Consider the following 13,232-nt stretch of genomic DNA (forward strand, 5'->3'; position numbering starts at 1 on the left):
TCAGCTCCGGGGCATGGTGCCCAGTGTGCGCGCCAGACCGTCCCGGTCCCCATCCTTTTCAGCGATGCGTCGCGCAGCATCCTGCTCATAGGCCCGAACGATACGGCCGACAAGCGCGTGACGCACCACATCCTGATCGTTGAAGCGGGACACATGCACGCCTTCGACGCCATCGAGCAGCTTGACCGCTTCGACCAGGCCCGATTTCTCGCCACGCGGCAAATCGACCTGGCTGGGGTCGCCGGTGACGATCATTTTCGAGTTCTCACCCAGGCGGGTCAGGAACATCTTCATCTGCATGGATGTGGTGTTCTGCGCCTCATCGAGAATGACCACGGCATTGGCGAGCGTGCGGCCGCGCATGAAGGCGAGCGGGGCGACCTCGATAATGCCCGAAGTGATGCAGCGCTCGACATTTTCGGGCTTCATCATGTCGTAAAGCGCGTCATAGAGCGGGCGGAGATAGGGATCGACCTTTTCCTTCATGTCGCCCGGCAGGAAGCCCAGGCGCTCGCCGGCTTCGACGGCCGGGCGGGAAAGAATGATGCGGTTGATATCGCCGCGTTCGAGCAAGGACGCAGCGTGGGCCACGGCCAGATAGGTCTTGCCGGTACCGGCGGGACCGGTTCCGAAGACCAATTCGCTGCGCTCCATGGCGCGCATATAGGCGTCCTGCGCCGGGGTGCGGGCGACAATGGTCGATTTGCGCGTGGCAATCTGGGCCATACGGACCTTGCCCTTGCGCTCAAGGGTGGGCAGCGTGAGCTGGCTATCCTCGGTCTCGATCATACGGATAACCGCATCGACGTCGGCAATGTCCATGCTGCGGCCCTCTTCGAGCCCGGCATAGAGCGATTCAAGCACCCGACGCGCCTGATCGACCTTTGAAGCGGCGCCCTTCAAAAGCACATGATTGCCGCGCGGCGTGGCGCTGACGGCAAGGCGCTGTTCGATAAGGGCGAGGTTTTGGTCGAAATCGCCATAGAGCTGGGCAGCCAGGCGATTGTCATCAAAGGCGAGTTCGAGTTGCGATGCGAGGGCGTTATCGGCGGTGGGTGGCAAGTGCCTGCTCAAACTTTCTCGGCTCCCGAAAGGGGCGCCGCGGAGGGCAGCGCCCGGACAACAACGAGGCTAGGCTGATTTGGGTTCGTTGTCTGTAGCAATATTGTGACGCAAGGCCCGTTGTACAAGCAAGGGAACGCTCACTGCCAATCGCGCATTGCGTGACAGCACTCCACCAATGCTTTCGAGGCCATCATGAGCTGGAAGTTTCTCGGCGTCATCTTTGCCATGCTGCTGCTCTCAACGGGGCCGGCGCCGGGGCAGAGGGTCGATGCGGGCTGGCAAACCTATACCGATGACGAGTTCGGGTTTTCGGCGCAGTTGCCGCTTGGTCTCTTTATGCTCGACCCCAACGGACAGACCCCCGGTACCACCCTGGTGGAGCGGGGCGGGTCTGCCACCCTCAGGCTCTATGGCGGTCCGGCGATCGGGCTGGACCGGAACACCCTTGAAGACCGGCTCTCCGCAGGGCCCGGTATCAGCCAAGTCACTTATCGCGCCGGTGGCCCGTCATGGTTCGTGCTCTCCGGGTTCTATGCGCCGAGCCGCCCGGGGGAAGAAACGATCTTCTACACCAAGGTAATGTTCTCAGAGGACCGCACGAGCTTTTCGGCCTTCGAGATGACGTTCCCGGCCGCCGAGAAACCTCGGTTCGCGCCGATCGTGGAACACCTCGAAGATCACTTCACCCGGCCGCAATTTTAGCGAGGCAAAGGTCCGGAGGGTCTCAGGCCGCCGCGGCCTGCTTCAGCCGGCCCACCAGCGAATTGGTGCTGGTCCCGACGATCTCCACCTCATGGATCGCGCCAATCAGATCGGTGGAGCCATCGAGATGCACCGCCTGCAGATAGGGAGAGCGCCCACCGACCTGACCGGGCATGCGTCCGACCCGCTCGATCAGTACGGGCAGGGTCCTGCCGACGCAGGAGGCGTGGAAGTCTGCCGTCTGCTTGTTGACCAACTCCTGCAGTCGATAGAGCCGCTCGGTTTTCACCTCCTCGGCGATCTGATCGGTGAGGTTGGCGCCGGGCGTGCCGGGGCGGGTCGAATATTTGAACGAATAGGCCGAGGCATAACCGGTCTCGCGGATGATGGTCAGCGTGTCCTCGAAATCAGCATCGGTTTCGCCGGGGAAACCGACGATGAAATCGCCCGAGAGCGCCATGTCGGGACGGGCGGCCTTGATGCGCTCGATCAGCGAGAGATATTCAGCCGCCGTGTGCCTGCGGTTCATGGCCTTCAAAATGCGGTCCGAACCGGACTGCACCGGCAGGTGCAGATAGGGCATCAGCAAGGGCAGGTCGCGATGGGCGGCGAGCAGCGCGTCGTCCATGTCGCGCGGATGGCTGGTGGTGTAGCGCAGGCGCTCGAGCCCTTCGATCTCGGCGAGCAGAAAAGCCAGTTCGCCAAGGCCAACACTGCGGCCGGCCGCATCGAGGCCGTGATAGGCATTCACATTCTGGCCGAGCAGGGTGATTTCCTTGACCCCGGCTTCGACCAGGCCGCGCGCTTCGGCGAGCACCTGAGCTACCGGGCGGCTGACCTCGGCGCCTCTTGTATAAGGGACCACGCAGAAGGAACAGAACTTGTCGCAGCCTTCCTGCACGGTGAGGAAAGCGGTTAAGCCGCGCTTGATCGTGACTTCCTTCCTGGCTGCCGGCAGGTGCTCGAACTTGTCTTCCTCGGGGAAGTCGGTGTCGATCACGGCTTTTTTAAGCGCCGGATGCATGTGGCGCTGACCTTGCGCCTTTTCCAGCATGTCGGGCAAGCGGTGATAGGCCTGGGGACCGAAGACCAGATCGACGACAGGGGCGCGGCGCGCAATTTCCTCGCCCTCGGCCTGCGCCACGCAGCCGGCAACGCCGATCATCATGTCGCCGCCGGCGGCGCGCTTCTCGCCCTGCAGTTCCTTCAATCGCCCGAGCTCGGAGAAGACCTTTTCGCTGGCCTTTTCGCGGATATGGCAGGTGTTGAGCAGCACCAGGTCGGCCTCGGCGATCTCGTGGGTCGGCAGATAGCCGTGCGGAGCCAGGGCATCGGCCATGCGGTCACTGTCATAGACATTCATCTGACAGCCATAAGTCTTGATGAAGACGCGTTTGGGCGCGGTCTCGGGCAGGGTTTCGATATCGCTCATGCCGCGCTGTTTACCAGAGCCTGCAATCGGATGCCATGCCCCTGCAACCAGTATGCTTTGGGCGTGTTGTATGGTTTCACAGGAAAACAGAACTATGGCAGACGACAAGCATAAATCGGAAGATGCCGCTGCCTTGCGCAACGGACGCAAGCCCGGCCCCAAGGACTCGCCGGTACAGGTGCGCAATTCCGGCCCCCAGGAAATGGCAGATCAACCGGAGAACTGGGACGAAACGGACGAGGCGGTGGACGAAAGCTTCCCGGCGAGCGATTCAAGTGCCAAGTATTAAGTAACCGATTGCCGCTAAAGCGGTGGCACAGGCAACGAAAGCTGGGGCAAATGGCGGACAAGACGGTCCAGCAGAGGGCCAAGCTGGCGCAGAGGCGCGGGCGACCGATTGCGTTCTATCTGGTCGCACTGGTGCTTGCCATTCTGATCCCGGCCCTCGCCGTGGCGCTCGTCCTTCTCAACAGCACGCATGACGCCCAGCAAAAGGTGCTGGCGGCCCTGACCAGTACCACGGTGCAGGCGATGGGCCAGACGGTCGACCGCGAAATCAACGGCATGGCGACCACATTGCGGGTGCTATCCACCAGCCAGTCGCTGCAGGAGGGCGATCTGGCGGGGTTTCATCAACGGACGCTCAGTGCCCTGGCCGGTACCGGCTCCTATCTGATCGCGGTCGATGACGACTATAAGCAATTGCTCAATACCAGGGTCGGCTATGGCGCAGAGCTTGGATCGACCTCCGACGCGGAAACCGCACAGCGCGCCATAGAGCGCGGGGTATCGACCATTTCGCCGCTGTTTTTCGGGCAGACGGCACAAACCTATGTGTTCAATGTCTGGCTGCCGGTCAGCGACGCCGGGCCGGTGCGGCTGGTGACCATGACGCAGGATGCGCGCAATCTGGTCCCTGCACTGCAATCGCGCCAATTGCCCGAGGGCTGGCATGCGGCCCTGGTCGACACCAACAATGCCGTGATCGCCGCCACGGTCGGTTCCAATCTCGACATCGGCTCCATTCTCCCCATCCGCCAGAATATGGAGGGCGCGACGGGTGATGGCTGGGTACAGGAGCAATGGAACGGGGAACGCGTCGTTACGGCCGAGTGGCGCTCCGGCTATACCGGCTGGCGGATCGTCGCCTGGGCCGCCGCCGCACAGGTGCAGCGGCCATTGCAGGATTCCATCTTTCAGCTCGGCCTCTGGGGCGTGTTGATCGCCCTGCTGGCCGCCGCGGTCGCCACCATGATCGCCCGTCGGATCGGGGGCTCGGTGCAGGGCTTGCAGATGGACGCGGCGCGGCTGGGCCGGGGCGAGGCCGTCTACCCACGCACTTACCCCATCGCCGAGATTGCCGACGTGTCTCAGGCCTTGGCTGAGGCCTCCGAACAGCGCCAGACCGCGGATCGCGATATCCGCTTTCTGATGCGCGAATTGGCCCACCGCTCGAAAAACCAGATGGCGGTGATTGCCGCCATGGCCAAGCAGACCGCGCGCGGCGCCAGCGATATTCCCAGCTATGTGGCCGCGCTGGAGCGGCGCATCATGGGGCTGGCGCGCTCGACCGACCTGCTGCTGGCGCATGGCCGGGCCGGGGTGATGCTGTTTGACCTGGCAGAGCAGCAATTGGCGCCGTTCCGTCCGCCAGAGGATAGCCGCCTGACCGTTGCGGGACCCGATATCCGCATCAATCCGCAGGGTGCGCAGATCCTGGGCATGGCCCTGCACGAACTGGCGACCAATGCCACGCGGCATGGAGCGTTTGCCGAACCCGATGGCCGGCTGGAGCTGCGCTGGGACATCGGCACGAGCATGCTGCATATGCGCTGGCGCGAATATCTGGGCCGGAAGCTGGTGCTGGGCGAAGGATCGGGCTTCGGCACGATCGTGTTGCGCACCATGGTTGGCGGCGCCCTGGGCGCGCAGGTGGAGCGGGAGGTTCACGAGGACGGCGTGGAGTGGACTTTCGAGGTGCCGCTGAGCGCGCTCGACCCCGACTTTGCCGCTGAGCGGCCGGACGAGCCGGCCCCAGGCCCATAGGCCCCGTGGCGGTTGAACCCGGCAAGCCCGGCAGTCCAATAAATTCTGGCTTTTGCGCGCCATTTGCCCTATAGCAGCGCCAGCCGGAACCGGGCCGCTATGCCCGGGACCTGCATGAACACGGCCCCTCCTGGACGACATCCCGGCTGGGGCGACCCCCATCCTAATTGTTTTGAAAGGATATGCCCGATGTCGATCACTGCTGAACGCAAGACGCAGCTCATCCAGGAATATGCCACCAAGGCCAATGATACCGGTTCGCCGGAGGTCCAGGTCGCGATCCTGTCCGAGCGCATCTCGAACCTGACCGAGCACTTCAAGGGCCACAACAAGGATAACCATTCCCGCCGTGGCCTGCTGAAGCTGGTTTCGACCCGTCGTTCGCTTCTCGACTACCTCAAGCGCGTGGACGAGAACCGCTACAAGACGCTGATCGAAAAGCTCGGCCTGCGTCGCTAGGCACGACTTTCTGGCGCGGGAGACCCCTTCCGCGCCGGTTTGCCCTGTTAGGGCATGCCGGACCTGAACGGTCTGGCGCCATAGGCCGGCATTGCCGGGGCATGGCAGGATTATCGGCCTCTTCCGCTGCTGGAGAGGCTCATTGTCTTGTCCATGTTCTGTCCGTGCCAGACATGAACCCGTGCCTGATTTTGAGCCCGGCGCGCACATGGGTGCGAGGCGGGGTGCGGGCACACCGGAGACGTTCGTGGGGTCAAAGCCTAGCCCCGCGTTCCCGCGCTTCCGGCAGAATGGAAAGACGAATAAAGATGTCGATCAAGTTTGATCACCACAAGGTCGAGCTCAACTGGGGCGGCCAGCCCCTGACGCTCGAAACCGGCAAGATGGCCCGCCAGGCCGATGGTGCCGTGCTCGCAACGCTGGGCGAAACCGTCGTATTGGCCACCGTGGTCAGCGCCAAGTCGCCCAAGCCGGGCCAGGACTTCTTCCCGCTGACCGTCAACTATCAGGAAAAATACTTTGCCGCCGGCAAGATCCCGGGCGGCTATTTCAAGCGCGAAGGCCGCCCGACCGAGAACGAAACCCTGGTTTCGCGCCTCATCGACCGCCCGATCCGCCCGCTGTTTCCCGATGGCTACAAGAACGAGACCCAGGTCGTCATCACCGTTCTCCAGCATGACCTGGAAAACAATCCCGACATTCTCTCCATGGTGGCCGCTTCGGCTGCGCTGACCATTTCTGGCGTTCCCTTCATGGGTCCGATCGGTGCGGCACGCGTCGCCTATATCGATGGCGAATATGTGCTGAACCCCTCGATCGACCGCCGCAGCGACAGCAAGCTGGACCTGGTCATGGCCGGTACGCAGGACGCTGTGCTGATGGTGGAATCGGAAGCTCAGGAGCTCTCCGAGGAGGTGATGCTGGGTGCCGTGATGTTCGGCCACAAGGCCTCGGCCCAGGTCATCGAAGGGATCATCAAGCTGGCCGAGCTGGCCGCCAAGGAACCGCGCGACTTTACCGCCCCGGACTATTCGGAGCTGGAAAAGGAAGTGCTGGCGCTGGCCGAAGCCGATCTGCGCGCGGCCTACAAGCTGACCGACAAGCAGGCCCGCTACGCCGCCGTCGACGCCGCCAATGCCAAGGTCAAGGAAGCTTTTGCCGCCAAGATCGAAGCGGGCGAGGTTTCCAAGGAAGATCTGGGCGAGGTGGTGCACAACCTCCAGGCCAAGATCGTGCGCTGGAACATTCTGGACACCGGCAGCCGCATCGACGGCCGTGACACCAAGACTGTCCGTCCGATCCTGGCGGAAGTGGGCGTGTTGCCCCGCACCCATGGTTCGGCCGTGTTCACCCGCGGTGAAACCCAGGCGCTGGTGGTTGCCACGCTGGGCACTGCCGATGACGAGCAGTTCATCGATAGCCTCGAGGGCACCTACAAGCAGAACTTCCTCTTGCACTACAACTTCCCGCCATACTCGGTCGGTGAAGCTGGCCGCATGGGTTCGCCCGGTCGTCGCGAAATCGGCCACGGCAAGCTCGCCTGGCGCGCGATCAACCCGATCCGCCCCTCGATCGAGGAATTCCCCTATACGCTGCGCGTGGTTTCGGAAATCACCGAGTCCAATGGTTCGAGCTCGATGGCAACCGTCTGCGGCACCTCGCTGGCGCTGATGGATGCCGGCGTGCCGATGAAGCGTCCGGTGGCCGGCATTGCCATGGGCCTGATCCTGGAAGGCGAGAAATACGCCGTGCTCAGCGATATCCTGGGCGATGAGGATCATCTGGGCGACATGGACTTCAAGGTGGCAGGCACCGAAGAAGGCGTCACCTCGCTGCAGATGGACATCAAGATCGCCGGTATCACCGAAGAGATCATGAAGGTTGCCCTGGCCCAGGCCAAGGAAGGCCGCATCCACATCCTGGGTGAAATGGCCAAGGCGATCAGCCAGAGCCGCGGTGAAGTGGGCGAATTCGCGCCACGCATCGAAACCCTCAAGATCCCGACCGACAAGATCCGTGAAGTGATCGGTACCGGCGGCAAGGTCATCCGCGAGATCGTGGAAAAGACCGGCGCCAAGATCAATATCGAAGACGACGGCACGGTGAAGGTTTCGTCCTCGGACGGCACCCAGATCGATGCGGCCATCAAGTGGATCAAGTCGATCACCGACGAGCCCGAAGTCAACGCCATCTATCAGGGCACGGTGGTCAAGACCGCCGACTTCGGCGCCTTCGTCAATTTCTTCGGTGCCAAGGACGGCCTGGTGCATATTAGCCAGCTGGCCGACCAGCGCGTGGCCAAGACCACCGATGTGGTCAAGGAAGGCGACAAGGTCTGGGTCAAGCTGCTGGGCTTTGACGAGCGCGGCAAGGTTCGCCTCTCCATGAAGGTCGTCGACCAGGAGACCGGCAAGGAACTCGCCAAGGAAGACGCAGCCGAGTAAGGCTGTGCCATCCAGGCAGACACATGGTGAAAAGGCCGGGCCGCTCGCCCGGCCTTTTCTTTACCCGGTGGCGGGGCGCCCCAGGCAGCCGCTGCGGCTGCTCCGGCGGTGATGGAGGTCGTCGCCGCGCTCGCCGAGAGCCAGGTGTGGCCGGTGCGCAACATTCGTGCACTCATCACATTGCGGCGAGGAACTCGCCGTATTGGCGCCACGTTAAGGCCATCAAGCGTTACTCATAAGCGTGACGTGCATGACGTCCGCTTTTTTCCCCGTCTGCCCCGAGGTTGTTGTTTTGATTTCCCGCCGCCTGTTTCTGCTTGGCCTTTCCGCCACTGCTCTTTCGGCCTGTTCCAGCACGCGCCAGCCAGTGGTGCAGGAACCGGTGATCGACCCCTATTACCAGCGCATGTATGGCCCCGTGACGGGCGAGCCCTATATGGTCGCGGGCATGGATCTGAGGCGCGTCGACCCCAAATGGTGGCGCCAGGAAGTGCCCTATTACACCTCAGAGCGGCCCGGCACGCTGGTGGTCGACACCCCCGCGCACTATCTCTATCTCGTGCTCGAGAACAATCGCGCCCTGCGCTACGGCATTGGCGTGGGCAAGGACGAGGCGCTGGTGTTCCGCGGCGAGGCCACCATCGGCCGCAAGGCGCAATGGCCGCGCTGGACGCCGACCAAATCCATGATTGCGCGCGAGCCGGAGCGCTATGGCCCTTATGCCAATGGCATGGAGCCCGGCCCGGAGAACCCGTTGGGGCCGCGCGCGCTGTATCTCTACAAAAATGGCCGCGACACCCTGTTCCGTATCCACGGCACCACCGAGCCCTATACGATCGGCACCAATGTCTCTTCGGGCTGCATTCGCCTGATGAACCAGGACATTATCGACCTTTATGCCCGCGTACCGGTCGGCGCGCGAGTGACCGTGATCAACTCACCAGCAGGTAGCCTGGTGGCGACGCCAGGCCTCACCCCGGTGATCGGATAAACTCATTCGGCCACACTTAAGTGGTCTAGAAAATTGCCGGCGGCGGACCCCCACCGTAGTCACCCGCTTCCGGCAACACCAAGGCCCGCTTTCCAGAGATGGAGGCGGGTCTTTTCTTGGACAAATTGGTCCGCGATGATTTTGTCGCGTGTCGGTGGGGACAAATGTTCGTACTTCTCAACGGATCTTTCGGGATCGGCAAGACGACGACGGCACGGCTGGTCGCCTGCCAGATGCCCAATGCAGCGGTTTCCGACCCCGAGCATATCGGCTACGTGCTGCGCCGCCTGCCGGCCTGGATGCCGGGCCTTGGCCACCAACCGGCCGAATACCAGGACATGGACCTGTGACGCCGGCTGATCGTGCATCAGGCGCGGCTGATGCATTGGCGTGTCGGGATCGTGATCGTGCCCATGGCCTTTACCAATCTTGACTATCTCGATGCGTTTGCACGCGCGCTGAGCACGACCGCCCCGGTCAAGCGCATTTGCCTGGTGGCGCCGCTGGAGGTGATCCACGCACGCCTCCTGCGGCGCGGGATTGCGGAGGGGCGGAGCGAAATGACCGCATTCGAGCAGCGGCGGTCGGCCGAGTGCGTAGCGATGCATGCTAACCCGGCCTTTGGCGAAAAGGTGGATGCGACGGCGTCGCGCGAGCTGGTCGCGGCCCAGATCGTCCATATGATGCAGGACAGTCCACCGGCCCGCTAAAGCGGGGTGACGGTACCGCCATCGAGCAGTACGGCCATGGGCATGGTCATTGCCTGCCAGAAGGACAGCGGCTCGATCTCTGCCATCTGCGCCAGATAGAGCGTCATCGCCGTGCCATGGGTGACCAGCAGCAGGTCTCCGCCCGCATTGGCGCGGTGTGTCCGCGCCACCGCCGCTTTGAACCGTGTCCTGACCGCGTCAGCGGTTTCGCTGCCAAAGACCAGGTCGCCGGGATTGGCGAAGAGACGGGCGATACCCGCCTCGAAATCGGCTCTGGGCAGAAAGCCGAGCGTGCTGCGGTCGTGTTCGCGGAGGTCGGGATCGCAGTCCAGACGCCAGTTGTGGGCATGGGCGAGAATTTCGGCGGTCTGTCGTGCCTTGGGCTCGTCGCTGGAGACGATAGCGGTCATCTCAAAGCCATCCATCCGGCCGGCCAGGTCTTCGGCCGCCGTCACGCCGGCGGATGAAAGCACCCAGTCGCGTGCAGGCGTGGCGGGATCGATGGCGGGGATGCTGTGGCGAACAAGAATGATGCGACCCATCGAGACCCCTTTCAAACAAGAAGGGCGCAACCGTCAGGTCGCGCCCTTCTTCAATTCGTTTCCAGATCCAGGCCCTACAGCGTGCGCTGGACGGTCTCGACGCGGAAGCATTCGATGACGTCGCCCTGACGGATGTCTTCGTAGTTCTCGAAGGCCATGCCGCATTCCTGGCCGGTCTGGACGTCCTTGACCTCATCCTTGAAGCGCTTGAGCGTCTTGAGCTTGCCTTCGTGGATGACCACGTCGTCGCGCAGCAGACGCACGCCGGCGCCGCGTTCGACGATGCCCTCGGTGACCTGACAGCCGGCGACCTTGCCCACCTTGGTGATCTGGAACACTTCCAGGATCTTGGCGTAGCCGATGAAGGTTTCGCGGCGTTCCGGCGCGAGCAGGCCCGACATCGCATTCTTCACGTCATCCACGAGGTCGTAGATGATGTTGTAGTAGCGGATCTCGATGCCGTCGCGGGTGGCCAGGTCCTGCGCCTGCTTGTTGGCGCGGACATTGAAACCGATGACAATGGCGTTCGAGGCCGAGGCAAGGGTGACATCGCTTTCGGTGATACCGCCCACGCCGCTCATCAGGATCTGTGCCGAGACTTCGTCGGTCGAGAGCTTGTTGAGCGAGGCCACGATGGCTTCCACCGAACCCTGCACGTCACCCTTGATGATGAGCGGGAACTTGGAGATGCCAGCGATCTTGAGCTGGTTCATCATCTGCTCAAGGCTTGTCGCGCCGCCGCCCGCCGTCTTCTCACGAATGGCGCGCTGACGGTATTCGGTGACTTCACGGGCACGGGCTTCGTTCTCGACCACCGAGAAGCGGTCGCCGGCGCTCGGAACGCCGGTAAAGCCCAGAACTTCCACCGGGATGGAGGGCCCGGCTTCCTTGACCTGCTCGCCCTTGTCGTTAATCAGCGCGCGGACGCGGGCCATTTCGGTGCCGGCCACGACAATGTCGCCAACCTTGAGCATGCCGCGCTGGATCAGCACGGTGGCCACGGCACCACGGCCGCGATCGAGCTTGGCTTCGATGACCAGACCTTCGGCGCGACCATCATGGGGGGCCTTGAGCTCGAGCACTTCGGCCTGCAGCAGGATGGTTTCGAGCAGCTTGTCGAGACCTTCGCCGGACTTGGCCGAGACTTCCACGTCGAGCACATCGCCGCCCATGGATTCAACGAATACCTCGTGCTGCAGCAGCTCGGTGCGCACGCGCTGGGGATTGGCCTCAGGCTTATCCATCTTGTTGATGGCCACGATGATCGGGACCCCGGCAGCCTTGGCGTGCTTGATGGACTCGATGGTCTGGGGCATGACGCCGTCATCGGCCGCCACCACCAGAACCGCAATATCGGTGGCCTGGGCACCACGGGCACGCATGGCGGTGAACGCCTCGTGGCCCGGGGTATCGAGGAAAGTGACCTTGCTGCCGTTCTTGTCGACCTGATAGGCGCCGATATGCTGGGTGATGCCGCCAGCCTCGCCCGAAACCACATTGGCCTCGCGAATGGCGTCGAGCAGGCTGGTCTTGCCGTGGTCGACGTGACCCATGATGGTCACGACCGGGGCACGGTTGGCCAGATCCTCGGCCTTGTCGTCGGAGGGCAGGTCGAACAGACCTTCTTCGACGTCGGCTTCCGAAACACGCTTGACCGTGTGGCCCAGCTCGGTGGCGATCAACTCGGCGGTGTCGGCATCGATCACATCGGTGATCTTGGCCATTTCACCCTGCTGCATCAGCATCTTGATGACGGTGACGGAGCGCTCGGCCATGCGGTTGGCGAGTTCGCCAACGGTAATGGCTTCAGGAATGATGACCTCGCGGCTGAGCTTGGGCGCATCCTGCTGGTTGCGGCCCATCTTCTTGTCACGACGGCGGCGCATGGCGGCCAGCGAGGGACCACGATCGCGATCGCTCTCGGTGGTGGCGCTGGCAACGGTCAGGCGGCCACGCGAAGAATTGTCACCCGCACCGCGACGCGAGGGGCGCTCGGGCTGGGCGCGCGAAGCGCGGCGGGCATTTTCGATCTCGGCCTGGGTGGTCGGACGCTGCTGGGGCGCACCGGTACGGGTGCGGCGGCCATCAGCCTCGCTGGGCGGGGCCGGGGGCACATTGCCGATCGGGGCCATGCCGGCGCCAGCCGGGCGCGGTCCACCGGGACGGCCTGCACCAGCGGCGGCCGGACGGCGTTCTCCGGCCGGACGGGCACCGCGCTCGCCTTCGCTCGGACGGCCCGAAGGCCGTTCGGCGCGCTGCGGACGCGGCGGCTGACCGGGGCGGCCGGCCACGGTACGCACCGTGGAGGGGCCGGGATTGCGCTGGCTGGCCGGAACGAATTCCTCGCGCGGCTGTTCGGGCTCGGGACGGGCGGTCTCTGCAGCCTGTTCAGCCTTGCGGGCTTCTTCTTCAGCCTTGCGGCGTTCTTCCTCGGCGCGCGCAGCTTCCTCACGGATCTGCCGGCGACGATTGTCTTCCTCGACGCGGCGGGCTTCCTCGGCGGCAAAGCGCTCCTTGTCCTCGGCCTGGCGGGCACCGGCCATAGCCAGCGCCTGACGGCGAGCTTCGGCCTCGGCGGCGCTCAGGCCCAGCGGGGCACGGTTCTGCTGCTGCATGGGGCGACCTTGCGGACGGCCAGACTGGCCACCGGGCGCACCCGGACGGCCGCCGCCCATGCCAGGCTGTCCACCAGGCTTGGGCACCACGCGGGTGCGTTTTTCCACGACCACGGTCGAGCGCGAAGGCCCACGCGACGTCCCGCCGGGGCGATTGCCCAGCCCGGCGCCGCCCTTGAGGGTCAGAGTCTTCTTGGCGCCAGTGTCGTCGGAACGCTTGTCGTCG

General features: G+C 63.7%; 12 protein-coding genes. 8 read left to right on the forward strand and 4 right to left on the reverse strand.

Translation table 11 applies throughout. The features are described from left to right. Positions 1-1,062: a PhoH family protein gene (locus ACE4RL_RS01780; RefSeq protein ID WP_375598829.1), complete on the reverse strand. Its 1,062-nt coding sequence runs from the start codon at positions 1,060-1,062 to the stop codon at positions 1-3. Positions 1,063-1,257: 195 nt separating this feature from the next. Here ACE4RL_RS01780 and ACE4RL_RS01785 point away from each other — a divergent pair, with 195 nt between their 5' ends. After that, positions 1,258-1,767 (forward strand): hypothetical protein, encoded by a 510-nt coding sequence (locus ACE4RL_RS01785; RefSeq protein WP_375598830.1) that lies wholly within the window; start codon positions 1,258-1,260, stop codon positions 1,765-1,767. A gap of 22 nt (positions 1,768-1,789) precedes the next feature. On the opposite strand, the gene miaB is transcribed toward ACE4RL_RS01785, so the two are convergent. Then, complete coding sequence (miaB, locus tag ACE4RL_RS01790) at positions 1,790-3,199, reverse strand: tRNA (N6-isopentenyl adenosine(37)-C2)-methylthiotransferase MiaB (RefSeq protein ID WP_375598831.1); 1,410 nt, start codon at positions 3,197-3,199, stop codon at positions 1,790-1,792. A gap of 94 nt (positions 3,200-3,293) precedes the next feature. Here miaB and ACE4RL_RS01795 point away from each other — a divergent pair, with 94 nt between their 5' ends. The 7 genes from ACE4RL_RS01795 to ACE4RL_RS01825 all read left to right on the forward strand — a co-directional run bounded on the left by ACE4RL_RS01795 (position 3,294) and on the right by ACE4RL_RS01825 (position 9,849). Beyond that, positions 3,294-3,488: a hypothetical protein gene (locus tag ACE4RL_RS01795; protein WP_375598832.1), complete on the forward strand. Its 195-nt coding sequence runs from the start codon at positions 3,294-3,296 to the stop codon at positions 3,486-3,488. 50 nt (positions 3,489-3,538) lie between these two features. Beyond that, a complete protein-coding gene (locus tag ACE4RL_RS01800; protein ID WP_375598833.1) occupies positions 3,539-5,245 on the forward strand; it encodes a sensor histidine kinase in 1,707 nt (568 codons plus the stop codon). A gap of 189 nt (positions 5,246-5,434) precedes the next feature. Then, positions 5,435-5,704 (forward strand): 30S ribosomal protein S15, encoded by a 270-nt coding sequence (gene rpsO, locus ACE4RL_RS01805; protein WP_375598834.1) that lies wholly within the window; start codon positions 5,435-5,437, stop codon positions 5,702-5,704. A gap of 308 nt (positions 5,705-6,012) precedes the next feature. Beyond that, positions 6,013-8,148: a polyribonucleotide nucleotidyltransferase gene (pnp, locus tag ACE4RL_RS01810; RefSeq protein ID WP_375598835.1), complete on the forward strand. Its 2,136-nt coding sequence runs from the start codon at positions 6,013-6,015 to the stop codon at positions 8,146-8,148. 250 nt (positions 8,149-8,398) lie between these two features. Beyond that, the gene (locus ACE4RL_RS01815) at positions 8,399-9,139 is read left to right on the forward strand and encodes a L,D-transpeptidase (RefSeq protein WP_375598836.1); all 741 of its coding nucleotides are present in this window, start codon (positions 8,399-8,401) and stop codon (positions 9,137-9,139) included. A 164-nt stretch (positions 9,140-9,303) separates the two neighbouring features. Next, entirely contained in the window at positions 9,304-9,489 is a 186-nt protein-coding gene (locus tag ACE4RL_RS01820; protein ID WP_375598837.1) for a hypothetical protein, read from the forward strand. Positions 9,490-9,519: 30 nt separating this feature from the next. Next, positions 9,520-9,849: a hypothetical protein gene (locus ACE4RL_RS01825; protein ID WP_375598838.1), complete on the forward strand. Its 330-nt coding sequence runs from the start codon at positions 9,520-9,522 to the stop codon at positions 9,847-9,849. On the opposite strand, the gene ACE4RL_RS01830 is transcribed toward ACE4RL_RS01825, so the two are convergent. Both ACE4RL_RS01830 and infB read right to left on the reverse strand, forming a co-directional pair. Beyond that, complete coding sequence (locus ACE4RL_RS01830) at positions 9,846-10,391, reverse strand: histidine phosphatase family protein (RefSeq protein WP_375598839.1); 546 nt, start codon at positions 10,389-10,391, stop codon at positions 9,846-9,848. The two genes, ACE4RL_RS01825 and ACE4RL_RS01830, sit on opposite strands and share 4 nt — an antisense overlap. A gap of 74 nt (positions 10,392-10,465) precedes the next feature. Beyond that, the gene (infB, locus tag ACE4RL_RS01835; protein ID WP_375600216.1) at positions 10,466-13,066 is read right to left on the reverse strand and encodes a translation initiation factor IF-2; all 2,601 of its coding nucleotides are present in this window, start codon (positions 13,064-13,066) and stop codon (positions 10,466-10,468) included. Positions 13,067-13,232 lie beyond the last annotated feature (166 nt).

The sequence above is a fragment of the Devosia polycyclovorans genome, from assembly GCF_042181575.1.
In the GTDB taxonomy this organism is placed as follows: domain Bacteria; phylum Pseudomonadota; class Alphaproteobacteria; order Rhizobiales; family Devosiaceae; genus Devosia; species Devosia polycyclovorans.